Consider the following 23076-nt stretch of genomic DNA (forward strand, 5'->3'; position numbering starts at 1 on the left):
TTAATAATTTTGTATATTTATGCTTTACAATTAATAATCATACATATACACTTAGTCTCATCTACAACAGGGAGGCATTATACACATATGAAAAAATGGTTATTAGCAGTTACGCTCATGATGAGCGCAGTATTACTCGGTGCATGTAGTCAAGAAACAGAAGGTGAAGCGACAGAGCAAAAAACGCTCGTCATGGGGACGAGCGCCGATTACTTCCCATATGAATTTGTCGATACGGCAAACGGGGATGCGATTGTCGGATTTGATATTGAAATCGCGGAGACGATTACAGAACGTCTCGGTTACGAATTGAAGATTGAAGATATGGACTTCGGTAGCTTACTCGGAGCCTTGAACAGCGGGCGTGTCGACTTCGTCATGGCCGGGATGACACCAACAGAAGAGCGTAAAGAGAATGCTGATTTCTCAGACATCTATCTATCCGCGACAAACTTGATCATGACTAAAGACGAGTCACTTCAGGCAATCGAAGATTTGTCTGGTAAGAAAATCGGTGTCCAAACGGCTTCGATTCAAGAAAATATCGCTAAAGAACAAGCACCTGACGCGGAACTCGTATCCTTGAACAAAATCCCTGAAATCGTTCAAGAGTTGAACACAGGTCGAATCGATGCAATGGTCATCGAAGACACGGTCGCACAAAAGTATTTAGACCAAGATGACAGCTTCTATACATTCGCTTTGAAAGAAGATGGCGAAAAAGGATCAGCTGCTGCCTTCAAATTAGATGATGAGTTACGCGACCAGTTCAACGAAGAGCTGAACAAGATGATGGAGTCTGGCGAAATCGATGAATTGGTGAAAAAATGGTTCTCGATGGAGCCTACTGAATGAGACAAGTCGAGCTTCCGATTTATCCCGTCGTTTATCCGACGGGACATCGGTTAAACCAAAATGAAAGTCAGTTCCCGTTACCTGACCGCATCAAGAATCAGCTTGATTCGTTGACGTATCATGACTTACACGAGTATCCAGTCGAACCGATCAATGAGTTGTTCGAACGCTACGCTGCTTACGCCGGCGTCACACCTGAGCAATTACTCGTCGGTTGTGGGAGTGATGAGATGATTCATGTCGTGACGCAAGCGTTGCTCGCACCACATGATATCGTCTTATCTCCGGCACCTGACTTTTCGATGTATCCCATCTTCACGACCATCGCACACGGTCATCATGTTCAAGCCGTTGATTTATCGTATGAAGGAATGGTAAAGGCGATTGAGACGCATCATCCGAAGCTTCTTCTTCTTTCGAACCCAAACAATCCAACCGGAAAGCTGTGGACCATAGAAGAGTTGACGCATCTCGCCTCACTCGTGCCATATATCGTGGTGGATGAGGCCTATATGGACTTCACACCAGATGCGAGCATGATCCCGTTCATTGCCACCCTTCCGAATCTCATCGTCCTTCGCACGATGTCAAAAGCGTTCGGATTGGCAAACGTACGAATCGGATTCATGGTGACAAACTGCGAACTCGCACACTATTTCCGTCAATTCATCCCGCCATTTAATATCAGCGGAGTGAGCGCGAAAATCTGCAATATCTTCTTAAAAGATGCGACTTATCTTCAAGAAACAATCGAATGGCATGACGAGATGCGGCAAAAGTGGGCGCAAGCCTTTAAAGCCATCGGTCATGTCATCCCTGCCACGACGAACTTTTTGTATGTCGAGCTCGAGCAACCTGAAGCAGTGTGGGCCCATTTGACTGACTTGAACGTACACACGTCGAAACAACCGACGGGGATTCGGGTGACGATTGGGGACGAGGCGGCGCTTCATCTTGCACATACAGCTATTCAACAGTACATGGAAACAAGTCATGTAAAAAACTCCTGAACCTCGTGTTCAGGAGTTTTTGTCAGTCGATCGTCTTGATCACACGCGCCGGATTTCCTCCGACGACTGTTCGAGGCGGTACATCTTTTGTGACGACGGCACCAGATGCGATGACTGCCTCATCCCCAATCGTCACACCGGGATTGATAATCGCCCCTCCACCAATCCATACTCGGTTCCCGATGGTCACGGGTTTTCCGAACTCATACCCAGAGATGCGCTCAATCGGGTCGATCGGGTGTGTTGCCGTGTAAATATGTACCCCCGGCGCTAGCATGCAGTCATCCCCAAACGTGATGGGACAAATGTCTAGAAAGATACAATCAAAATTCGCATAGAATCGATCTCCTACGTGGATGTTATACCCATAATCACATTTGAAGTTCGGCTCGATATAATACGACCCTTTCGTTGAACCGAGTAACTCACTAAGAATCTCATTTCGTTCTTCCAACTCATCGATCCCTGAACGATTGAATCGTTCAGTCAATCTCCGGGCACGCTTACGGTCTGCAACGAGCGTTTCATCACCAGCTAAATACAGTTCACCACGAATCATCTTTTCTTTTTCTGTCATGTTCATCCCTCCTCACTTGTAGTATAGAGGATTTTTGAACGGTATAGGGAATAGAGATAAGGATGAGCAGAAGGAGGCAGATCATATGAAACGAATACTGGAATGTCGGGCAAGTGATTTTATCACGTTTAATCGTCAAGATTTAGTCGATTCGATTCGAAAAGCAGAAGGTCGAACGGTCATGGCCGAGGTTATCCCAACGGTGCAGCCACTCTATCCAGAAGTGACAAACGCAGAACTCGCGCGAGCATTCGGTGCCGACTTGATTTTATTGAACATGTTGGATGTGTTTCACCCTTACATTAAAGGACTCGAAAGTCACGCGCTGTTCGGCGACATGCCAGGTGAGGAGATGAGCGACCATCCGATTCTAGAACTAAAACGACTGATCGGATTGCCAATTGGAGTCAACTTGGAACCTGTCGATTTTTCAGAGAAGTCGTCCGAGATGAATGAAGTAAAACGAGGCAGACTTGCTTCAATCGAAGCGTTTCAAAAAGCATCTGAGCTCGGGATTGACTTCGTCTGTTTGACAGGCAATCCGAATACCGGGGTCACGAATGAAGCCATCGAACAAGCAGTCATCCAAGCGCGTCGTGAATTCGCAGGGGTCATCATTGCCGGAAAAATGCATCAGGCTGGTGCCGGCAATGTATTGGACCGCGACGCATATATCCGCTTCGTCGAAGCCGGCGCAGACATTATCCTACTACCAGCTCCAGGCACCGTACCTGGTGTCCGTGAAGAATCGTTCTACGAACTCGTTCAGGAGTTGCAATCGCTCGGTGCTCTCACGTTAGCGGCGATTGGAACGTCACAAGAAGGTGCAGATGTCGCGACCGTTCGGGAGATTGCGCTCTCTTCAAAACGAGGCGGAGCAGACATCGTGCACATCGGTGACGCCGGACTGTCCGGGATTGCCGTCCCAGAGAACATTCAGGCACTGTCCATTGCCATTCGCGGGCGACGCCATACATACATTCGCATGGCCGCCTCGGTCAATCGATAATGGAAAGAGGAAGGAGACGCGCTCCTTCCTCTTTCCATTACCATTCTGTGACGTCGCGACGAGGTTTCGCCGGTGTTGTCGCACCGTGACGTTTGGCGAGTAACGCTTCCACATCTTCTAAGCGCACACCTTTGGCTGCTAACAAGACGAGTAAGTGATACAGAAGGTCTGCTGACTCTTCAACCAAGTCTTCATCCGTCATGGCAGCAATGACGACCTCGAACGATTCTTCTCCAAACTTCTTCGCAATTTTTTCAACGCCTTGTTCAAACAAATACGTCGTATACGAACCTTCTTTCGGTTCATCTTTTCTAGATTGAATCAATTGTTCCAATTCATGAATCATACGTTCACCTCCGTAAAGAAACAGCTTCGATTACCGGTATGACACGTCGGACCGTTCGCATGAACACGAACGAGAAGCGCATCCTGGTCACAGTCGACGTGGATGCTGACGACGTCTAATGTATTTCCGCTCGTCTCTCCTTTCATCCACAGCCGTCCTTTTGAACGAGACCAGAACGTGACGACCCGTTCACGAAGCGTCTGTCGGATTGCCTCATCATTCATATATCCGAGCATGAGGACCGTCCCGTCATCGTTTGAGACGATGATGGCGGGAATCAATCCATTTTCGTCGAAACGAACCGCATCGGCAAGTTGTGATTCGTGCATACGTGCTTCACCTCTTCTACTGTCGTTTTTCGGTCATGTAAGATGGAGGCAAGTAGTGCGGCATCGACTTTCTCAAGCGCTTCGACTACGTGCTCGGCGTTCCCTGCCCCACCGGATGCGATAATCGGAATGTCGACGACTTCACGTAACTGTTCTAAAATCGCAAGATCATAACCGCTCTGCTTTCCATCTTGGTTCATGGACGTGACAAGGAGTTCACCCGCCCCGAGCGCGGCCACTTGTTTCGCCCATTCGACTGCCAACAGGTCTGTCTTCTGTTTTCCACCATATGTGTACACGTAATATTCGCCATCTTCAAATTTCACATCGATTGCGACGACGATACATTGCGAACCGAAACGATCGGCCGCTTCACGAATGAGACTTGGGGATTCGACAGCGAGCGTGTTCAACGATACTTTGTCCGCCCCTGCTTTCAATAGTGACGAGATATCCTCGAGTGAACGAATCCCACCACCTACTGTCAGCGGGATGAATACTTTCCGCGCCACCGCACTGACGACATCGAGCATCGTCTGGCGACGTTCTGTACTTGCCGTGATATCGAGAAAGACGAGTTCATCGGCTCCGGACTCATCGTAATATTTCGCGATTTCGACCGGGTCCCCGATGTCTCGTAGTTGAACGAATTCGATTCCTTTGACGACACGGCCTTCTTTCACATCGAGACATGGAATAATTCTGCGTTTAAGCATAACGCGCCTCCCATTCAATCAGTTCTTCGATACTCACCTTGCCGGACAGGAGCGCTTTTCCGACGACCGCTTCATCGATTTTGGCCATTTTCAGTTCCTTCACGTCCTTTTCTGTTGTCACACCACCTGATGCGATCAGTGTGACGTTGACGATTTGACGCAGCGCCTTCATGCGAGAAACATTCGGTCCGTTCAATTTCCCGTCAGATCCGATATCGGTATATAGAATCGTCTCGATCCCCCGTTTGACAAGGTCTTGTGCGACCGAGATGTCATCGAGTTTTGTCGCTTCCTGCCATCCGTTAATGGCGACCTTCCCGTCATAGGCATCGAGTGCCACAGCGACTCGCTTGCCATACTTTTCAATCGCCTTGTCCAAAAAGTCAGGATCCGTAAACGCCTTCGTTCCTAAAAGGACACGGTCCGCACCGGTTTCCATGACCGCATCAAGTGCGGCTTCAGAACGAATCCCACCTCCCGTTTGAACAAGAAATCCAAGAGACTTCGCATAGCGGACAACGTCTAGGTGACGCGGCTCACCTGCCTTGGCCCCTTCTAAATCGATCAAGTGAATCATCGGGACCTTCCCTTGCCACGCTTTTAATAATTCATACGGATCCCCGTATTGTTCTTCCGTAGAAAAATCACCTTCCGTCAAACGGACGATTTTGCCTCCAATCAAATCAATGGCGGGTAGTAATCTCACGTTCGACCGCCTCCTTCCATTCTTGAAGTAAGCTGAGACCGAACGTCCCGCTCTTTTCTGGGTGAAACTGCATGCCCGTGACGAGTCCTTTTTGAACGATTGCCGGAACTTTCTCACCCATGTATTCAGCCGCTGCTACGATGTGCTCTTCATCTGTCACGGCGTGGTAAGAGTGGACAAAATAGACATCCTCATCACGGAGGATCGAGTTCCATCCCACGTGTGGAAGACGCTTCGCTCGCATCCGCTCGACCGTTCCCGGAATCAACCCGAGACCTTTTGTCGGCATCCCTTCCGTGCTCGAATCAAACAAGAGCTGCATCCCAAGACAGATTCCTAAAAACGGTTTCTCCGTCGCCATTCGTTGCAATAGTGGGATGAGTCCCGTTTGTTCGAGTGATTGCATCGCTTGCGGAAAAGCACCGACGCCAGGAAGTAAAATGGCATCCGCCTCTTCAATTTGTTTTGCATCGTTCGTGATCACGACGTAGCAACCGATGGCCTGTAACGCACGTTCGACGTTAAATACGTTTCCCATTCCATAATCGATGACCGCTACTTTCATCCTTCGATCCATCCTTTCGTAGAAGGGAGACGATTCGTCCCATCGCTCGAGACCGCCTCGGCAAGCGCTCGTCCGAACGCTTTGAATAACCCTTCAATCATGTGGTGTGAGTTCGACCCGTACAGGACAGCTAAGTGCAGTGTGAGTCGACCATTCATGGCAACGGCCCGGAAGAATTCCTCGGCGAGCTCGGTATCAAAATCGCCAAGCTTCGGATTGCGAATATCCGCTTGATAGACGAGGAAGGGACGCCCTGACACATCAATGACCGCTCGTGCTAGCGTCTCATCCATCGGCATGTAACTCGACCCGTAGCGGCGAATTCCGACTTTATCCCCGAGTGACTTGGCGATAAGCTGACCGAGTGCGATCCCGACATCCTCGACCGTATGGTGGGCATCGACCCACGTATCACCTTCAACTTTCACATGCAAGTCCATCTGACTGTGAAAAGCAAGTAACGTCAACATGTGATCGAAGAAGCCGACCCCTGTTTGGATAGAACTTTCACCTGTTCCGTCTAGGTTTAATTGAATATCAATTTTTGTCTCTTTTGTTTCACGCTTTAGTTCAGCTGTTCTCAACAGAATTCACCTCTTCAATCGTTTGTTGGATTAAGGCATACGCCTCGTCCGTCCCTGCACTGACACGTAATCCATCCGGAAATGCACGTACGTGGACTCCTTTTTCAAGGAAGCGGGAAGCCCATCCCTCACTATCATCCGTTTTGACATAGATAAAGTTGGCACGGCTCGGTAAAATCTCACCAATCGGTCGTAACAACTCCGTTAACTTCTCACGTTGAGCAGTATGGAACTGAATCGACTCTTGAATATACGTTTCATCCCGTAAGACGACGTTGGCGACAGCGGCACTGAGACCACTGACATTGAATGGCGAACGGAAGCGGTCAATCTGTTCGATGATTTCTTCAGATGCAATCATGAAACCAATCCGGAGGTTCGCAAGACCGAACGCTTTCGATAACGTCCGTAAGATGATCACGTTCGGATATTCGCTCAATCGAGACACAAATGAATCTTTCATTGTGAAATCAATATAGGCTTCATCCACGACCAGATACGGTACACGTGTCGCAATGTCCGACAATTCGTCTAGTGTCCACATCTTACCGGTCGGATTATTCGGATTCGAGATCAAGACGAGTTTAGGCTCGGTTGCGCGAATGACCTCAATCAACGTCTCGTAACGCAAACCCTGTTCGTCCGGTTGCGTGAAGTGCCCTCTGGCAATTTGTGTGTAAATCCCATACATCGAAAAATCGGGAGCCGGTGCGACCACACGGTCTTCCGTATCTAAAATCGCCTGACTCAAAATGGCCAATAGCTCATCGCTCCCGCTCCCGACCATGAGTTGTGTCGGCTCGACTCCCGCATAGTCAGCATAGCTCGCTTTTAAAGCGAGCAATTCTTCGACTGGATAACGGCTGAGTGCCTCGAGTGATACGTCTCGAATAGCTCGTTCGAGACGTTCTGGTAACGGATATTGACTTTCATTTTGATTGAGCGCATATCCCGAAGCGGCATGAGGTACATAGCGTGGGATGTTCTGATAATTTCGTCTCATACGTCCTCCATCCGAACAGCCATCGCACGGGCGTGTCCTTCTAATTGTTCTTGTTTGGCGATTCGAATCGCGGCCTTTGTAATCGTCTCATCCAGTTCTGTCATCTCAAGGAATGTCTGACGGCGATAAAAGTCATCGACCGATAGTCCACTAGAGAAGCGGGCCGTCCCGCTCGTAGGCAAGACGTGGTTCGGTCCAGCGATATAGTCTCCAAATGCTTCGGCCGCCTCATGTCCGAGAAAGAACGAACCACCGTGACGAATCGCACGCATCAACACCTCAGGATCTTTGACGGCCAACTGGACGTGCTCCGCGGCCATCGTGTTCGCGTATTCGATTGCATCCTCGATTGTCCGATACAAGACGCCGCCACGTTTCAATGATTCTCTCGCAATGTCCTGGCGTGGTAATTGCACTAATTGTCGCTCAAGTTCTTGCTCGATTTGATCGCGGAGGGTTTCTGACGTGACGATCGCGATTGCCGTCGCCTCGACGTCATGTTCCGCTTGTGCGAGCAGGTCGGCGGCAACCCACTTCGGGTTCGCCGTTTCATCGGCAATGATCAACACTTCAGACGGTCCGGCGACGGAGTCGATCCCGACGATGTGTGAGACGAGCGCCTTCGCCGTCGCAACATACGCATTTCCGGGTCCGACAATCTTATCGACCGGACGAATCGTTTCTGTCCCATATGCAAGTGCGGCAACGGCTTGGGCACCTCCGATTAGAAAACATTCATCGGCACCTGCGATTTTTGCTGCAATCAAGAGGGAAATGTCGATCCCATCTGCTTTTGGTGGGGTGACCATGACGACTCGTTTGACACCGGCCACTTTCGCCGGAATGATATTCATCAGGACGCTCGACGGATAGACGGCTGTCCCACCCGGTACATAAACCCCTACCGAATCAAGTGGCATATAACGTCTCCCAAGTCGGAACATCGTATCTTCAAACACATCGTCTTGTCGGACTTGGCGCGCGTGAAATGCACGAATCCGTTCCGCCGCCAATGTCAGCGCCTCTGTCAATTCAGCATACGCGACTGGCGGATTAAAGCTTGCCAAATCGACCGATTCGATTCGATCGACCCCGTCGAATTGTTTCGTCCACTCAAGCAGCGCTTCGTCTCCGCGGGCTTCAATCGATTCCACGATTGGTTTCACGGCTTCGGCCCAAGCTTCGCGCCTTGAGCGATTCGTTTCTGTACTCATGCGTTTTCCTCCTGACTCAGCTTTCGAATCCACGCCTTCAATTCGTCAGGCTGTTCCGCTAAAGCTGTCTCACTCGTAATGAATTTTGCATTGATTGAAAAAATCGTCTCGTATTCTTCCAAGTCGTTTGCAGCCAACGTCGCGCCCGTCTCGACGATGTCAACGATGCAATCAGCCAGTCCCGTTAACGGAGCAAGTTCGACCGACCCGTTCAATGCGATGACTTCTACGTTTTGTCGCTTTGACGCAAAGTGTGAGATGGCGATGTTCGGATATTTACTCGCCACTTTTAATTTTTTCGTTCCATTACGTCGAACTTTTGGACCACAGACGGCCATTCGACAGCGACCGAACGGTAAATCGACGACTTCGAGTACGCCTGGCGTTTTCTCTCGTAAAATATCACCGCCGACAATGCCGACATCTGCCGCTCCATGCATCACATATTTATAGACGTCGTCCCCTTTGACGAAAATGAATTCATGATTTCCTGCTTGTACCGTCAACTCACGTCCCCGTTTTTCAGGCCATACGGGTAAATCACGTTCGACAAAAAATTGACGGGCTGCTTTTTCAATCCGACCTTTCGCGACCGCTACTTTCATTTGATCACCTCATCTAACTGTTCTAAATCGAGCGACATGCCGAACGCTCGTCTCGAGTGTCCGAAATGTCCATAGAGTGAATCATATCGTCCTCCTGAAAGGACACGCTTGCCTTCCACACTTCCCGTCACGGTCAATCCTGAGTAGTAATCAAAGTCTCCCGTTTGACCGAAATCGTAAGACACCTCTAAACCGATGGTACGCAAGTGTTTTACTGCCTCGTCCACTTCATCGATGGCTTCTTTTAAAGATTCCGGTGCCTCAGCCCGTAATTCTTCGAGTGCAGAATTCCCGATTAAAAAAGGTAGCTTTGCAATTAACGGATAGTGATACGACTCTGCTAATTCACGCAATGATTCTAAGTTTCGAAGCGCTAAGATTTTACGGAATGTCCGTTCCTGAATGCCTGTCTCTTTCGCGATGAGCGAGATGACAGCTGCTGACCCGATTTTGATCGTCAAACGGTCTGTAGGCAGGACTCCTTCCGTCATATCGAGAAAGGATTCAATCAGATGACTGTCCTTCTCTTCGCCGTCGACCCATTCGAGTCCAAGCTGTTGCCGTTCGTGGGGTTGTCCGGAATGTTTGACCGTCCGACGATAGACGGCACCAGCGTAAGCGACACGCATCGGTTCATGCCCGTCTGCTAACTTTCTTGCGATTTGTAATGTATAGTCAGGGCGCATGACGAGAAGTTCCCCGTCGTTCCCGAACAATCGATAATAGGCTGACTCGTCAAAGAGCGCCAAGTTTTGATAATGTGAATAGTATTCGAGAAGTGGTGGATCGATGACTGCATAGCCACTCGACTCTGCCTTCTCTAAAAATGACAACATCCATCGTTTCGGACGGATGACATCTCCTGATTGAAGTTCATACCAGCCTTCTGGAATCGAACCTTTTGAATTTGACCAAATCATCATAACCACCCTTTATCTTATTATCACTTTACCAAACTAAAGTAGTGTGTTAAATTTATCAAACAGAGAAACACCTGTCAACCAAATGAACTGAAAAGGACGTGTAATCGATGTTTAACTTTACCCATGATGGTCATGTGCATACCCCTTTTTGTCCACACGGTACAAATGACCCGCTTGAACACTATATTCAAGTCGGAATCGAGAAAGACCTGCAGACGATGACGTTCACAGAACATGCGCCTTTTCCCCAATCCTTCATCGATCCGGTTCCGAATCAAGACTCGGCGATGTCGATTGATCTACTTCCAGATTACCTCGATACGTTGCATCAGATGAAGAAGCAGTATCAAGCGGTTATCGACATTAAAGTCGGATTAGAGGTCGACTTGTTGCCGCATTTAGAGAAGGAGACCATTGCCTTACTCAAACCTTTCGCACCATTGCTTGATGAAGTCATTTTATCGCAGCATTTCCTATATGTAGATGGCACGTATATGCCGATTGATTATTCTGCCGAGACGTTTGATGAACTCGTCAAAGCACTTGGCTCATTCGAAAGCGTCATGAGAGCTTATTATGAATCGATTGAACAGGGTCTCGCATTTTCGTGGGAAGACATCCGTGTCGCTCGTATCGGGCACCTCGATCTCCCGATTAAGTATCAAAGACACTATGCATGGGACCGTTCAAAAGTAAAAGAGGAAGAAATACGTCTGTTACAGGTGATTGCCGACCGGGGATTCGGACTTGACTTCAACACGGCCGGACTCAGAAAACCAGATTGTGGCGTACCCTACGTGGCAGGACTCGCAAAAACCGCGAATGACTTGCACATCCCGTTCACGATGGGTTCGGATGCGCATCTCGCACAAGATGTGGCGGCTGGATTCGACTTCATTGCACAAAAAAAAGCCACGTTCCTATGAACGTGGCTTTTTGACAGCGATCTAGCTATCTAGATCCCCATGCTTATGGTTGACAACGATATGGCGTTCCATTTCTTCATCTGTAAACATCATACCATAACAAAAAATAGATGCAATAAAAAATTGGGTGAAATGACTCACCCAATTGAAATCACATCGCTGCGTATAATGTTTTTAAGTCGTTTGTTGCTTCTTCGTCCATCTGGATGGCCACGAGTTCAACGTATTGAAGCGCTGGATCCTGATCTTTCGACAACGCGACAATTTCAGCAGCTGCCTTATCTAGTGCCAACAAGATACCTGACACGCCAAGTGTCGGATAATAACGAAGGAGTGCACGAACATGTTTTATCTCTGATACTTCATTTCCGTTAATGGTTAATGATTTGACGGCTAGCTCCTTATGCATGCCAATCGCAAATTTATCTTCCCACACTTCTTCGAGTGTGATCAACGCCTCTACTTCATATGCACCATCTGTAAAGCGAACGAGTTTTTCCATGAGTAAATTCCCCTCTCTTGAATCTACTTTTATTATATAAGAGATTTTAAAGAGTATATTGTGAAATATTGAACATTATGTGTAAAGTTTGTCTCACCTTATTTTGAACAAAAAAAGGCCCCTCCGAGGAGGGGCGAATAATGGAAGAGTAAAACACCATTGGCAGTACATTAATAATATATCACCTAATGAAAACGTTTACAATGTATTTTTGTACATTTTTTCAAGTGGCATATGTAACACTTCAATCCCGCTTTCACGCATCAATTCTAACCCATCCCCATGCTCATAACCGACGGCATATACGACTCGCGCGACACGTGCCGCAATTAAGGCGAGTGAACAGGCATGACATGGTGAATGTGTGACATACGCTGTCGCACCAAATGCATTCGTTGAATCAGCAGCCAGCTTTCCAATCGCATTGATTTCCGCATGGATTTCATGTTGCTTCGACCAATGATGGTGATCATACGGGTCCGTACACTTGATATATGTCACACCATTCCGGATAAGTCGTGCCGGTTCGTTGATCATATCAAGATCCGTCGACGCAACATAGTCGGCATGTTTATAGAACCCATCTTCTTGCTTGATATAGATTTCATTACAGTTCGTGTGACCAGATGGGGTCCCATTCAGACCGATTGAGATGGGTTTTTCGTCCTTTACAATGACACAGGCCACGCTCTTCGATGCACACTTCGAGTGCCGTTCAGCCATCATATCAGCGAATAATAACCACGTCTCATCCCACAATCGTTGTTTTTCCACTCAAGTCCCTCCTCGTAGAAAAGGAAAGTCTGATTGCTCAGACTTCCCCCTTTAATATCCAGTGTCCTTTGGTAGCTCTTTATTTTTCGAGGCGATCTCGATGACCTTCTCTTTCAATTCGTGCTCCATGCGGTCAAGTTCGCGCTCGGCGTCACGACGTTTTTGTTTCCCTTCTTGCTGGATGCGTAACGTTTCATCCAACGTGGAAAGTAAGTTCTCGTGAGCGACTTTCAGTGATTCAACAGAGACAATCCCTTTTTCATTCTCTTGAGCGATTTCAATCGATGAATCTTTGAGCATCTTCGAGTTCTGCTCAAGCAGTTGGTTTGTCGTCTTCGTCACGTCCTGTTGCATACGAAGTGCCGTTTTCTGCCGTGTCAAGCTGAGCGCGAGAACGACTTGGTTTTTCCAAAGCGGAATCGTGTTGACGACCGCTGACTCGATCTTTTCAGCAAGGATTTGGTTGTTCTGCTGGATGACCCGAATCTGAGGTGCCATTTGAAGGCTAATCGTACGACTCAATTTTAAATCGTGCAACTTTTTCTCAAAACGGTCCGCTAATTGAATCATATCGTTCAATTGTTGAAGCTTCGATTGATCTTTAGAAATTTCTACTTCTTGACGTAACGGAGCAATCTCATGTTCCCGTACATGGTCAAGCTTTGTCTCACCCGCAGCGATATAGACGTTCAACTCTTCGAAATACCGCTTGTTCTTATCATACATCTGATCGAGCATCGTGATGTCTTTCATGAGACCGAACTTCGCACGATCGAGGTTATGGATGACCTCTTCCAAATAGACGTTCATTTTTTCGAACTGAAGCTTATAGTTTTCAGCCTTCTTCTTCGCACGACCGATGAGTGGGATATTATCCATGAAACTCTTTTTCTCCGGTTGAAGCATATCGGGGTCCATCTTACGGACGTTTTGCATCAAATCAGACAACAGTTTCCCGGCATCGCCGCCATCTTTCATCCGCACTTCCGTCAAAATTTGATCAGAGAATTGGGAAAGTTCACGTTGGACGTTCGACCCGAACAACATGACAGAGTCGGTCTTCTTAATATCAATGGATTCAGCCAATCGCGTGATGCGCTCACGATGCTCTTGAGGCACGTCCGGTTTCGCTTGAATGGCCGGCACTTCATGTGGCTGTGTAACAGATGACCATTCGACAGATGGGTCACTGAACCCCTCCGTTTCGGTTTTTGTTTTCGTATCAGAAGTCAGTTCTTCTTCCGGCCATGACTGCCAGTTCGTTTCATTCGATGAAGTCATGTTTCTTTCTCCCTTCCGGCTGATCAGATAAGACCCGCTCCATCATGATCAGTTCGCGTTCAAAGTCTACGGCGTCATCTTCAAGGAGACGTCCGCGTTGTTCTTTAAATTTATCGACAATTAGTCGCATATTTGTGATTAATTGTTCCCGAGTCTCTTCTTGAATGACGACTCGTTTTCCTTCAAGTTCTTTAAATTTCAAGACGACCGAGACGAGGGAATCTAAATAGAATGTGAACAGGTCTCGAACATGCTTGGCGTCTTGTGGATTTTCGAAGAGTTCCTCGAACAATTCATGTGCTTCTTTCGAGACGGCCTTCATTTCACGCCTTACTTCCACATCTTTAATATCTGGTAGGACACGGTCAATCTGTTGTAGTTTCTCATATCCTTGCTCAATCGTCCGTTGTAAAAATTGAAGTTCTAAATCATCTGTCGCCTCGAATTGTCGTGTAGGCATCGGCTCTTCGATCGGTTTTAAAATCCTCGATCCAGAGAACGATTCTTCCTCATCGAGCAACAGTTTTTTCTTGGCACGTTTTGCCACCGTTGTCGGTGTTCGTTGAAGATGTTTGCGCTTGTTCGTCGACCACACTTCATTCAAGACGAGCGCCCCTACAATAATGAATAACCAGGAGAAATCGAATACGTTAATGGCAAAGTATATGACTGCCCCTGTCAGGGCCCATTTCATCCATGTTTTCATTCTTTTCACCTCATCTCATGTTACTTCTATTGTACATTACGAAACCACTCAACAAAAGTTTCGTCATCCCTATCATTTTAGCATAATAAAATTCGTCGATACCTCCGTCCACAGGTGTAGAATCAACTACCTATATCGACTACTTTCCCGTTGCGAGACGAAAAAAACCGTAGACTCATAGAGCCTACAGTTCGTTTGTTATGTGGTGATCCATGTAGAAACCATGACGATCGCGACAGTTACAGGAATGACATAGCGAATGAGCGCATGCCAGATTGGGTAAAGCTTCACACCAGGTTTGGATGTTTCGATTTCATCCTTTAGGACACGTTGGTCAACGACATAACCGACAAAGATGGAAGTCAAGAGTGCACCCGTCGGCATTAAAATGTAGCTGACAAGATAGTCCATCGTATCGAAGAACGTCCGACCGTTCCAAATCTGTACATCACTCAAGAGTCCGAACGACAGCGCGGATGGTACTCCCACGATGAAGACGAGAAGAGCGGCTGTCACCGTCACTTTCTTTTTCGTCCATGACGATTTCTTTTCATTTAGACGGTCGGTCACACCTGCGACGACGACTTCTAACATGGCAATCGACGATGTGATCGATGCGAAAGCAAACAATAAGAAGAACAAGACCATGAAGAATCCACCGAGCGGTACTTGGTTGAAGACTGCCGGTAAAACAACGAAGAGTAACGCTGGACCTTCAGCCGGATCAAGACCTGATGCAAAGACTGCCGGGAAGATGGCTAGTCCTGCTAAAAGTGAAACCGCAATGTTCAATAAGACGATCATGTTCGCTGAACGGTTCAATGTTCCTTTCGTCTTAATATAAGACGCATATGTCAGCATCGCTGCGACCCCCAACGATAAGGAGAAGAACGCCTGTCCGAGGGCAAACAATACCGATTCACCAGTCAATGCAGAGAAGTCAGGCTGTAAGAAGAAGCGAACCCCTTCCATCGCCCCGTCAAGCGTCAACGAGCGGACTACGAGAACTAAAAAACTGATGAACAAAAGTGGCATCAAAATTTTACTCATCCGTTCAATCCCTGCTTCAACGCCACGTAAGACAATTAATAGTGTAATCAAGAGGAATAAGAATTGTCCGAGTACGGCAATACCTGGTGTAGAAACGACGTTCCCGAACACTTCACCGAATTCGTCTGGCGAACGTCCATTGAGCGTTCCGCTTAAACCGAGTCCGATATAGATGAGAACCCATCCTCCAATGACACTATAGAAGGAAAGTAACAAGAAACAAGCAATGACACCTAAATAACCGATAATGGTCCAACGACCATGCCCTAACTGTTTGAAAGCGAGAAGTGCAGTCTTTTGAGTCGAACGTCCGACAATGAATTCACCAATCAATAATGGCAGACCAAGTAATAATGTGAACGCCAAAAACATGAGTAAAAAGGCACCGCCCCCGCTCGTTCCGGTGACATATGGAAATTTCCAGATTGCACCTAAACCGATTGCCGACCCTGCGGCAGCTAGTATGAATCCAATTTTTGAGGCGAATGAATTTTGCGCCATGATTACCCCTACTTCCTGTTTTTCATTTCATTTTCATAATAATAGTGAAATACTAACATGGTTCCAAGATGAGAACAACAAAAAAACAGAGAAAAGTCTGAATACTTTTCTCTGTTGATGCTTTATGGCGTTAAAAAGGTGAGGGCACGCTCTCGAATTCGGATCGATAATTTGTCTGCTTCGAAGTGCTCTCCATCGACATCGATGATTTGTGGCGCATTCAATTCTAGCTCGATATGAGAAGCCTGGAAGTGATTCCACTCCGTCGACTTCTGATCGAGACCGAGTTGTTGGGCCAACAGCTGTCGAATCATGGGAAATCCGATTGCCGAACTATGAACGACTTCTAGCAATCCATCGGAAAACGATTGTGTCTCTAGTTTGGTCGGGACCGTACCGAGATAACTCCCGTTCCCAACATAGAGAAAACTAACGTCACCGTCATATATTACTTCACTGCCCCGCCGAAGCGTGATGTTGAATGGGTCCGCTTCACGGAACTGACGGATGGTCGCTAAAAAATATCCGATTGAGCCTAATGATTCTTTTTCATCCGGATCGATTTGACGAGATGTATCCGCGATTAAACCGACGCCTACGAAATTGAGCGCATACATCTCATCGACTTGAATGACATCGACATATTGTTCGTGAGAGGAACGAATGATTTGAGCAGCCTGTGTCGGTTGAATTGGCAGTTCAAGCGCTCTTGCGAAGTCATTACATGTTCCTGCTGGAATGATGCCGACTGTCGGCCGTTCCTCGCGCTGTAAGGTCATTAACCCATTCACTACTTCGTTTAGCGTACCGTCCCCGCCAATGACAATCAGATGGTCGAACGATTCGCTTGTTTCGGCGAATCGGAGCGCGTCCCCGATTTCCTGTGTCTTTTTGATGATGATTTCTTTATAGAGCGATTCAATCGTTCCGATGACTTCGCCGAGCATCGTTTCGCTCGTACCGGACTTCGGATTCGAAATAATCAAAGCTCTCATAGTAATCCTTCCTGTTCTAAGAAGTCTTTCGCTACATCGTACGCGCGTTCATTTCCGTACGCGACCCGTCGATTCAATTCAGACATTTGTTCGTCTGTGATTTTACCTGCGAGCTGATTGAGCGCATCCTCGATTTCTGGATACTCTTCAAGTGTCTCTTCCTTCATGAGTGGCGCTCCCTGGTATGGTGGGAAGAATTGACGATCGTCTTCTAAAACGACCAGGTCGTTCTCGGCAATATCAGGGTCCGTCGCATAGGCGTCTACTAAATTGACATCTCCTCGTGAGATGGCACGATAACGCAGTTTTTGCTCCATCGAGACGACAGATGGGAAATCGAATCCATACTCGTTTTGAAGTCCTGGGTATCCGTCTTCACGGTCCGTGAATTCAAGCGTGAAACCGGCCTTGATGTCCGACTCGACGTTCCGTAAATCAGAAATGGCTGTAATGCCTTCCGCCTCTGCATAATCACGTGGAATAGCGAGTGCATACGTGTTGTTAAATTTCATCGGTTCGAGCATCACATACCCATCTTCAGCAAGCGCTTCTCTTGCTTGCTCGTACACTTCACCGGCATCGTTTGACTCAGGCGTTTCTTTGACGAGACTCGCGAGTGCGGTCCCAGTGAATTCAGGGTAAATATCGACATCCCCTGATTGGAGGGCCCCCCATACGAATGTTGTTTCCCCAAAGTTCGGTTTCACCGATACGGTCAAATCCGTTTCTTCTTCAATTAATAATTTATACATGTTCATTAATATCTCTGGCTCAGGACCAAGTTTTCCGGCAACGACTAAGTCTGTTTGTTGCGAACGACCAAACGCAAGCGGTGTGATGATGATGAGCGCGAGTACGGTCGAGACGGCAATCAACTTCGTCTTATTGCGTGTCGCTGTCGCACCTTCCATCTGACGCAACAAGAAGTCAAATAGGAGTGCCAAAATGGCGGCAGGGATGGCACCGAGTAAAATTAAGTAATTGTCGTTCCGGTTAATCCCAAGCAAGATCAATGTACCGAGTCCGCCTGCTCCGACTAAAGCGGCGAGCGTCGCAGTCCCGACAATCAAGACCATCGCTGTACGGATACCAGCCATGATGACCGGGAGCGCGAGTGGAAGTTCGACTTTCATCAAACTTTGATTCGGTTTCATCCCACAAGCTCGAGCAGCTTCTAATAACGATTTATCCACTTCATTCAACCCAGTGAACGTGTTTCGTAAAATAGGGAGCAGCGCATATAAGACAAGCGCTATAATGGCAGGAAGTGCTCCGATTCCAACGAGTGGAATCATTAATCCGAGTAAGGCAAGGGATGGAATCGTTTGAATAATCGCGGTGACGCCAATGGCAGTTTCGGCGATTTTCTTACGTCGCGTCAGCCAGATTCCCAATGGCACGGCAATTAAGACGGCAATCAAAAGCGATACGACAGAGAGCTGTAAGTGCTCAATCAGTGCCTCGACAAGCTGACCTTGTCTATTTTGGAACGTCTCAAGCATCCAGCTCACCTCTTCCGCGTTGTGTAAATTCTAAGACGAATGGGTCTTCACTCGCCAATATCTCCTCAGGCGTACCGACCAACATGAGTTCCCCGTCACGCATCAACGCGATGCGATCACCAAGCTTCATCGCTTCTTGCATGTCGTGTGTGACAAACAGAATCGTTTTGCCAAGTTCGTCATTCAAGCGCTTAATATCATCTTGCAATTGACCACGGCTGATCGGGTCAAGCGCAGAAAAGGGTTCATCCATGAGGATGACGTCCGGGTCTGCAGCTAAGGCACGCAATACGCCGACGCGTTGCTGTTGTCCTCCTGATAATTCTGCTGGCTTCTTCGAGCGAAGTTTCGGGTCCAGTCCGGCGATTTTCATCAATTCGGTCACTCGCTCTTTTGTTCGGTCTTTTTTCCACTTTAATAATTCCGGTACGACAGAGATATTTTCTTCCACAGTTAAGTGAGGGAATAATGCAATCTGTTGGAGTACATAACCGATATTACGGCGTAGTTCAAAAATATCGAATTGATAGATTTCTTTTCCATCAATTAAAATTTTTCCGTCCGTATGATCGATTAATCGATTGACCATTTTCATCGTCGTTGTCTTGCCACAACCTGAAGGACCGATCAATACAAATATTTCTCCTTTTTCTACAGTTAAACTCAAATCTTTGACGGCTAACGTCCCGTCTTCATAACGTTTTGATACATCACGAAACTCAATCAACCTGATCCCTCCTCAACTATTTCCAAAATGGAAATTCAAATAGTATTTTGCCCGTTTCTCTACTTTGTTAAACAAAAAAGGCTCTCCTAATTGGAGAACCTGATTTTTAGTATAGCGTTACTTCAATATGTCGACGCCCCCATTGGATCGCGTCCTGTTTTGAATCAACGAGTAGGTCGACGATATGTCCTTTAATTCTACCACCTGTATCAAGGGCAATCGCATCACCGACACCTTGGATGTGGACTTTTGACCCTAAAGGAATGATGGCTGGGTCGACGGCGATAATTCGCATTCCGTTATAATAAATCGAGTCGGTCACATCATGACCCGTGGCCGTTAATACACGACCGCCGTACGCCTTGTTATCCGCAACATCATTTGAATAAGCTGTCGATTCGACTGTAATGACTTTTTTAGATGTAGATACCGGTGGCGCACTGACTGATTGCGTAGCTGAAGCCGACGTTTTTGTAGCAGTTGCCTGTTTCGCTGCTTTACGCTCCTCTTCCGCTTTTCGTTCTGCTTCAAGTTTCGCTAGCCTTGCTTTCTCTGCTTCTTCTTTTGCTTTCTCTTCTGCAAGACGTTCTGCTTCGATCCGTTTCTCTTCTGCGATACGTTTTTCTTCAGCAAGTTTCTTTTGGCGAGCGATTTCTTTTTGTCGTTCTTCTTCAATTGCTTGTCGTTCTAGTTCAAGCGGGTTTTGTACGATTTTTTGTTCTGTCCCGATTCCGATCTGAGCAGCATCTGCCTGATCCATGAATGTGAACAGCCCCATCATCGTAGCTCCAATGACGATCATATATTTTAATAATTTCATCGTAGTAAGGTCATCACCTTTCTCGTTATGTAACGAACAGATGTTAATTTACCACGACAAGTCCCGTCAAAGTAGTGATTTTATCGAAGTGAAACATTCCTGACATATGGCAAAAAAAGTGGTTACAGATTGTAATAATTGAAAAAAACGTTGGTATTCCTTATGTTCACAAAAAAATTACAGATTCGTTACAATCAATCGTGTAACAAACCTGTAATCTTCCTGTCATGATTAAATCTTATTCATTTGACTCAATTTCATACATTCTGAGCATCCCCCACGGTGCGACATCAACTTGAACCGTGAACGATTGCTTTCCTTTTATAGCATCCATCTCATCTTGAGACACATGATACGAACCCATTTCTTCTATATAAAGAAGTCGATCATAATAGTTTGCCCGAATGCCACCAAAAAACGGTTTCGACTCAATTCGATCGATGACAGCATAACCCTCTTCCCCTTCTTTAAAGGAAACATATACCGTTCCGGTTTCGACATCTTGTCGTCCTTTGAAGGCATCATATTCGAGATAGATGGAATCTCCAAAATAAGGGTCATAAGGCTCGAACGAAGACCCTTTAAACGTGTACGTCTCCCCGACCCACGAAATAGCATAAACAAGTACCACAAAGCAGATTGCAATCAGGACTTGGACAACCGGGATCACCCAGACAGAAAACCGTTTCATGTCGTCACATCCCCTCTCGTTCGATTACGCCACCATAATGCGAGTGACAACGCAAAGACGATTAACGCACCAATCAAGAAGAAGAGTGAGATATCGAGCCGGTCCCATACGTAGATAAAGTAAATTGTCATTTGAACGATTAAGAAATAGATGAAGGCGAATATTGTCGGTTGTCGTGTCACGTCTTGGCGAATCAAGTACGCAAGTGCAATCACCTCGATGATGATTGCCAGTAAAACTCCTGAATCTTCAAACAGTGCAAATGGGATGACTGCAAGGAAACTCACCCAGAGTAGGTCGTATCGTCTGTGAATCAAATAGACGGCAACGAGTGCCACCGACAAAAGTGTCGCTTCAATGACGGAAGGCGGTCTTTGGGAGAGCCAACTTTCTGTCACGTTAATTAAATAACCAATTGATAGAACGGCCGCAGTGAACAGATACGTTGCTTGCCATGCGGCTTGTTTTCGATAGAATAAGAGCAATGCATGCAAGATGACGAGTGACCAAAGCGGCCACAGTCTTCCCTCATAATCGATATACTGGCCGAAAATATTGAGAAGGCCATAAAAGGTTAGCCATGCGAACGTGCGGTCCAACGATTCATCGACGAAATGGAACCATACCCATGTCACGATTAGAGCAATCCCAATCAAAATCAGCCCGATGCTTTCGAAACTATTGGTGATAGCTAAAAATGCAGCGATTGCGGTGATCATGGAGAATATGACGTGCTCATACAAGATGCGATGAAGTACTGCCATCGCAAAGATAATCCAGAACAATAGAGTCAATTGGCCAGACAGATTATACGTCGTGAAGATGACCGCCATGGTCGCGATAAAGAAAACGAACCCTAGTACACGTAACAGCGTGACATATCTTGGTGTTTTCAAGCGAACCCGCTCGGCAAAGACATAGAATCCAACCATAAAAAGAAGAAACAAACCGATTTTCAAAAGGTCGGGAATCGCTTGCCAGTTGGCTGCGACGAAACTGAATAGGCTGAGAGCCAACAAGATGGATCCGACAATGACCAAAACGGGCGGCTTGTGGTCATGTTGCTCACTAGCCGCCCGTCGTTTATGTTCATAGTCGACTAGTCTTAACCCCGTCGCTTCATCCAATAAACCCGCCTCTTGCCATTCACGTACTTTTTTGTCAATGGACACCTGAATCATCCCTTTCAGAAAAAGGTCAGCTGGCGCGTTCAATCAATTCCAATTCTGATTTTAGTAAAACTTGTTTCTCGAACTCGAGTCCGAGCTGTTGAAACTCTTCCATGATCGAGACGTCACCGATCACAGTATTGGTCAGTACGGCGGTCACTTCAGCGACCCATCCTTCACGAGTCGACTTCACGATATCACCTACGAGGAATTCTTCAGACACACCCATTCACTTCCAATCTAAATTTGTTTCTATCATTATAACGAAATTATAACCGTTTGAATACGTTTTCTTTTATCCGTTTAATAAATTGTGTCAAGAATTTTCCAGTAAGTCCCCAAATGATGTAGTCTTCATGTTCATAAAAAGGTTCTTTCATTTTAATTACCCGTTTTTTGTACGCTTTAGCATTCGCCAATCGATCTAACGGAATATTTTGATCCGGACTCATCGTCCATTCCATCTCTCCGTGGAATGGATCAATCATGAGTAATGTGGAAATCGGTACGGTAAACAAATGATCGACCTCATCCGTCCCTTCTACACTCGGTACTTCCGATAGGATTCCGACAAACGGATAAATCAATTGACGATGAGGCGTAGCAAGCGGTCGCAATTTGCCTACGACTTCTACTTTATCTGCAGAAATCTCTAACTCTTCGCATGTTTCCCGGATTGCCGCTTCTACGGGTGTTTCTCCTTTTTCAAGGCGTCCCCCTGGAAATGAGATCTCCCCAGGTTGCTGCCGCATCGTGTGGGCGCGTACCTCAAACACGACGTGCCATTCCTGATCGATTTGAACGAGTGGGATTAACACTGCCGCTGTCTGTTCATAATCTTCATCCATTGTAAAACTATCTCGAATCTGTTCTTCTGTGATCCATGGCTGCACAATGCTCACTCACCTTCCATCATCGAATATCATATATCGTTCTATACCCTACTTTTCGTTTAGTCGCTGCCAATGTCGGAAATATCATTATTAATGA

25 protein-coding genes and 2 pseudogenes are annotated in these 23076 nt (G+C 46.8%); 4 read left to right on the forward strand and 23 right to left on the reverse strand.

Features of this window, described 5'->3' with window-relative positions; all coding sequences use genetic code 11:
* The first annotated feature begins 87 nt into the window (after nt 1-87).
* Both KD909_RS08145 and KD909_RS08150 read left to right on the forward strand, forming a co-directional pair.
* Nucleotides 88-855: a transporter substrate-binding domain-containing protein gene (locus KD909_RS08145; RefSeq protein ID WP_031423909.1), complete on the forward strand. Its 768-nt coding sequence runs from the start codon at nt 88-90 to the stop codon at nt 853-855.
* On the forward strand, nt 852-1865 hold the full coding sequence (locus KD909_RS08150; protein ID WP_012726146.1) for a pyridoxal phosphate-dependent aminotransferase: 1014 nt from the start codon (nt 852-854) through the stop codon (nt 1863-1865). The genes KD909_RS08145 and KD909_RS08150 overlap by 4 nt, the downstream gene beginning before the upstream one ends.
* A gap of 22 nt (nt 1866-1887) precedes the next feature.
* Here the strand turns inward: KD909_RS08150 and KD909_RS08155 are convergent, their stop codons facing one another.
* Nucleotides 1888-2442, reverse strand: a complete 555-nt coding sequence (locus KD909_RS08155; protein WP_012726145.1) for a maltose acetyltransferase domain-containing protein — start codon at nt 2440-2442, stop codon at nt 1888-1890.
* A gap of 85 nt (nt 2443-2527) precedes the next feature.
* On the opposite strand from KD909_RS08155, the gene KD909_RS08160 reads away from it, so the two are divergent.
* Nucleotides 2528-3451: a DUF7916 family protein gene (locus tag KD909_RS08160; RefSeq protein ID WP_211781300.1), complete on the forward strand. Its 924-nt coding sequence runs from the start codon at nt 2528-2530 to the stop codon at nt 3449-3451.
* A 37-nt stretch (nt 3452-3488) separates the two neighbouring features.
* On the opposite strand, the pseudogene hisIE reads toward KD909_RS08160, so the two are convergent.
* From hisIE to KD909_RS08210, 9 genes and pseudogenes are all read right to left on the reverse strand, one after another.
* Nucleotides 3489-4126, reverse strand: a pseudogene (gene hisIE, locus KD909_RS15550) (bifunctional phosphoribosyl-AMP cyclohydrolase/phosphoribosyl-ATP diphosphatase HisIE).
* On the reverse strand, nt 4075-4842 hold the full coding sequence (gene hisF, locus KD909_RS08175) for an imidazole glycerol phosphate synthase subunit HisF (RefSeq protein ID WP_211781303.1): 768 nt from the start codon (nt 4840-4842) through the stop codon (nt 4075-4077). The pseudogene hisIE and the gene hisF overlap by 52 nt, the downstream one beginning before the upstream one ends.
* On the reverse strand, nt 4835-5548 hold the full coding sequence (hisA, locus tag KD909_RS08180) for a 1-(5-phosphoribosyl)-5-[(5-phosphoribosylamino)methylideneamino]imidazole-4-carboxamide isomerase (protein WP_211781304.1): 714 nt from the start codon (nt 5546-5548) through the stop codon (nt 4835-4837). The genes hisF and hisA overlap by 8 nt, the downstream gene beginning before the upstream one ends.
* The gene (gene hisH, locus KD909_RS08185) at nt 5526-6113 is read right to left on the reverse strand and encodes an imidazole glycerol phosphate synthase subunit HisH (protein ID WP_211781305.1); all 588 of its coding nucleotides are present in this window, start codon (nt 6111-6113) and stop codon (nt 5526-5528) included. The genes hisA and hisH overlap by 23 nt, the downstream gene beginning before the upstream one ends.
* Nucleotides 6110-6697, reverse strand: coding sequence for an imidazoleglycerol-phosphate dehydratase HisB (gene hisB / locus KD909_RS08190; protein WP_031423922.1), 588 nt, complete (start codon nt 6695-6697; stop codon nt 6110-6112). Before hisB ends, hisH begins: the two co-directional genes overlap by 4 nt.
* Nucleotides 6684-7700, reverse strand: a complete 1017-nt coding sequence (locus KD909_RS08195) for a pyridoxal phosphate-dependent aminotransferase (RefSeq protein ID WP_211781306.1) — start codon at nt 7698-7700, stop codon at nt 6684-6686. Before KD909_RS08195 ends, hisB begins: the two co-directional genes overlap by 14 nt.
* On the reverse strand, nt 7697-8914 hold the full coding sequence (gene hisD, locus KD909_RS08200) for a histidinol dehydrogenase (protein ID WP_031423924.1): 1218 nt from the start codon (nt 8912-8914) through the stop codon (nt 7697-7699). The genes KD909_RS08195 and hisD overlap by 4 nt, the downstream gene beginning before the upstream one ends.
* The gene (gene hisG, locus KD909_RS08205) at nt 8911-9519 is read right to left on the reverse strand and encodes an ATP phosphoribosyltransferase (RefSeq protein WP_012726135.1); all 609 of its coding nucleotides are present in this window, start codon (nt 9517-9519) and stop codon (nt 8911-8913) included. Before hisG ends, hisD begins: the two co-directional genes overlap by 4 nt.
* Nucleotides 9516-10439 carry an ATP phosphoribosyltransferase regulatory subunit gene (locus tag KD909_RS08210; protein ID WP_012726134.1) on the reverse strand — a complete coding sequence of 308 codons (924 nt, stop codon included), beginning with the start codon at nt 10437-10439 and terminating at the stop codon, nt 9516-9518. The genes hisG and KD909_RS08210 overlap by 4 nt, the downstream gene beginning before the upstream one ends.
* 110 nt (nt 10440-10549) lie before the next feature.
* Between KD909_RS08210 and hisJ the strand changes: the two genes are divergently transcribed.
* On the forward strand, nt 10550-11368 hold the full coding sequence (gene hisJ / locus KD909_RS08215) for a histidinol-phosphatase HisJ (RefSeq protein WP_211781307.1): 819 nt from the start codon (nt 10550-10552) through the stop codon (nt 11366-11368).
* Between the two features lie 151 nt (nt 11369-11519).
* Here hisJ and KD909_RS08220 read toward each other — a convergent pair whose 3' ends face one another.
* The 13 genes and pseudogenes from KD909_RS08220 to KD909_RS08280 all read right to left on the reverse strand — a co-directional run bounded on the left by KD909_RS08220 (nt 11520) and on the right by KD909_RS08280 (nt 22979).
* A complete protein-coding gene (locus KD909_RS08220; RefSeq protein WP_078146776.1) occupies nt 11520-11870 on the reverse strand; it encodes a hypothetical protein in 351 nt (116 codons plus the stop codon).
* A 198-nt stretch (nt 11871-12068) separates the two neighbouring features.
* Nucleotides 12069-12644, reverse strand: a complete 576-nt coding sequence (locus tag KD909_RS08225) for a deoxycytidylate deaminase (RefSeq protein ID WP_211781308.1) — start codon at nt 12642-12644, stop codon at nt 12069-12071.
* A gap of 51 nt (nt 12645-12695) precedes the next feature.
* A complete protein-coding gene (locus tag KD909_RS08230) occupies nt 12696-13925 on the reverse strand; it encodes a toxic anion resistance protein (RefSeq protein ID WP_012726130.1) in 1230 nt (409 codons plus the stop codon).
* Entirely contained in the window at nt 13909-14631 is a 723-nt protein-coding gene (locus KD909_RS08235) for a 5-bromo-4-chloroindolyl phosphate hydrolysis family protein (RefSeq protein WP_211781309.1), read from the reverse strand. Before KD909_RS08235 ends, KD909_RS08230 begins: the two co-directional genes overlap by 17 nt.
* Before the next feature lie 198 nt (nt 14632-14829).
* On the reverse strand, nt 14830-16182 hold the full coding sequence (locus KD909_RS08240) for a sodium-dependent transporter (protein ID WP_211781310.1): 1353 nt from the start codon (nt 16180-16182) through the stop codon (nt 14830-14832).
* Nucleotides 16183-16304: 122 nt separating this feature from the next.
* A complete protein-coding gene (locus KD909_RS08245; protein ID WP_211781311.1) occupies nt 16305-17177 on the reverse strand; it encodes a diacylglycerol/lipid kinase family protein in 873 nt (290 codons plus the stop codon).
* Entirely contained in the window at nt 17174-18679 is a 1506-nt protein-coding gene (locus KD909_RS08250) for an ABC transporter permease/substrate-binding protein (protein WP_012726126.1), read from the reverse strand. Before KD909_RS08250 ends, KD909_RS08245 begins: the two co-directional genes overlap by 4 nt.
* A 10-nt stretch (nt 18680-18689) precedes the next feature.
* Nucleotides 18690-19406, reverse strand: a pseudogene (locus KD909_RS08255) (ABC transporter ATP-binding protein); the annotation flags it as partial.
* A gap of 106 nt (nt 19407-19512) precedes the next feature.
* Nucleotides 19513-20226: a 3D domain-containing protein gene (locus KD909_RS08260; RefSeq protein ID WP_249199012.1), complete on the reverse strand. Its 714-nt coding sequence runs from the start codon at nt 20224-20226 to the stop codon at nt 19513-19515.
* 238 nt (nt 20227-20464) lie between these two features.
* Nucleotides 20465-20917: a GDYXXLXY domain-containing protein gene (locus KD909_RS08265; protein WP_047795384.1), complete on the reverse strand. Its 453-nt coding sequence runs from the start codon at nt 20915-20917 to the stop codon at nt 20465-20467.
* Nucleotides 20914-22098, reverse strand: a complete 1185-nt coding sequence (locus KD909_RS08270; RefSeq protein ID WP_031423936.1) for a DUF2157 domain-containing protein — start codon at nt 22096-22098, stop codon at nt 20914-20916. Before KD909_RS08270 ends, KD909_RS08265 begins: the two co-directional genes overlap by 4 nt.
* A gap of 16 nt (nt 22099-22114) precedes the next feature.
* On the reverse strand, nt 22115-22315 hold the full coding sequence (locus KD909_RS08275) for a DUF2187 family protein (RefSeq protein ID WP_012726121.1): 201 nt from the start codon (nt 22313-22315) through the stop codon (nt 22115-22117).
* A 40-nt stretch (nt 22316-22355) separates the two neighbouring features.
* Nucleotides 22356-22979, reverse strand: coding sequence for an NUDIX hydrolase (locus tag KD909_RS08280; protein WP_235439539.1), 624 nt, complete (start codon nt 22977-22979; stop codon nt 22356-22358).
* Between the last annotated feature and the right edge of the window lie 97 nt (nt 22980-23076).

It is taken from the genome of Exiguobacterium sp. PFWT01, assembly GCF_018255795.1.
Classification (GTDB): domain Bacteria; phylum Bacillota; class Bacilli; order Exiguobacteriales; family Exiguobacteriaceae; genus Exiguobacterium.

Coding starts and splice junctions, on each gene's coding strand:
- hisH (WP_211781305.1), bottom strand. CDS start 6,113: ATGAAAGTAGCGGTCATCGATTATGGAATGGGAAACGTATTTAACGTC.
- KD909_RS08265 (WP_047795384.1), bottom strand. CDS start 20,917: ATGAAACGGTTTTCTGTCTGGGTGATCCCGGTTGTCCAAGTCCTGATT.
- hisG (WP_012726135.1), bottom strand. CDS start 9,519: ATGAAAGTAGCGGTCGCGAAAGGTCGGATTGAAAAAGCAGCCCGTCAA.
- KD909_RS08270 (WP_031423936.1), bottom strand. CDS start 22,098: ATGATTCAGGTGTCCATTGACAAAAAAGTACGTGAATGGCAAGAGGCG.
- KD909_RS08240 (WP_211781310.1), bottom strand. CDS start 16,182: ATGGCGCAAAATTCATTCGCCTCAAAAATTGGATTCATACTAGCTGCC.
- KD909_RS08235 (WP_211781309.1), bottom strand. CDS start 14,631: ATGAAAACATGGATGAAATGGGCCCTGACAGGGGCAGTCATATACTTT.
- KD909_RS08155 (WP_012726145.1), bottom strand. CDS start 2,442: ATGACAGAAAAAGAAAAGATGATTCGTGGTGAACTGTATTTAGCTGGT.
- hisF (WP_211781303.1), bottom strand. CDS start 4,842: ATGCTTAAACGCAGAATTATTCCATGTCTCGATGTGAAAGAAGGCCGT.
- KD909_RS08245 (WP_211781311.1), bottom strand. CDS start 17,177: ATGAGAGCTTTGATTATTTCGAATCCGAAGTCCGGTACGAGCGAAACG.
- KD909_RS08230 (WP_012726130.1), bottom strand. CDS start 13,925: ATGACTTCATCGAATGAAACGAACTGGCAGTCATGGCCGGAAGAAGAA.
- KD909_RS08220 (WP_078146776.1), bottom strand. CDS start 11,870: ATGGAAAAACTCGTTCGCTTTACAGATGGTGCATATGAAGTAGAGGCG.
- KD909_RS08195 (WP_211781306.1), bottom strand. CDS start 7,700: ATGAGACGAAATTATCAGAACATCCCACGCTATGTACCTCATGCCGCT.
- hisD (WP_031423924.1), bottom strand. CDS start 8,914: ATGAGTACAGAAACGAATCGCTCAAGGCGCGAAGCTTGGGCCGAAGCC.
- KD909_RS08210 (WP_012726134.1), bottom strand. CDS start 10,439: ATGATTTGGTCAAATTCAAAAGGTTCGATTCCAGAAGGCTGGTATGAA.
- KD909_RS08260 (WP_249199012.1), bottom strand. CDS start 20,226: ATGAAATTATTAAAATATATGATCGTCATTGGAGCTACGATGATGGGG.
- KD909_RS08150 (WP_012726146.1), top strand. CDS start 852: ATGAGACAAGTCGAGCTTCCGATTTATCCCGTCGTTTATCCGACGGGA.
- KD909_RS08275 (WP_012726121.1), bottom strand. CDS start 22,315: ATGGGTGTGTCTGAAGAATTCCTCGTAGGTGATATCGTGAAGTCGACT.
- KD909_RS08145 (WP_031423909.1), top strand. CDS start 88: ATGAAAAAATGGTTATTAGCAGTTACGCTCATGATGAGCGCAGTATTA.
- KD909_RS08160 (WP_211781300.1), top strand. CDS start 2,528: ATGAAACGAATACTGGAATGTCGGGCAAGTGATTTTATCACGTTTAAT.
- hisJ (WP_211781307.1), top strand. CDS start 10,550: ATGTTTAACTTTACCCATGATGGTCATGTGCATACCCCTTTTTGTCCA.
- KD909_RS08250 (WP_012726126.1), bottom strand. CDS start 18,679: ATGCTTGAGACGTTCCAAAATAGACAAGGTCAGCTTGTCGAGGCACTG.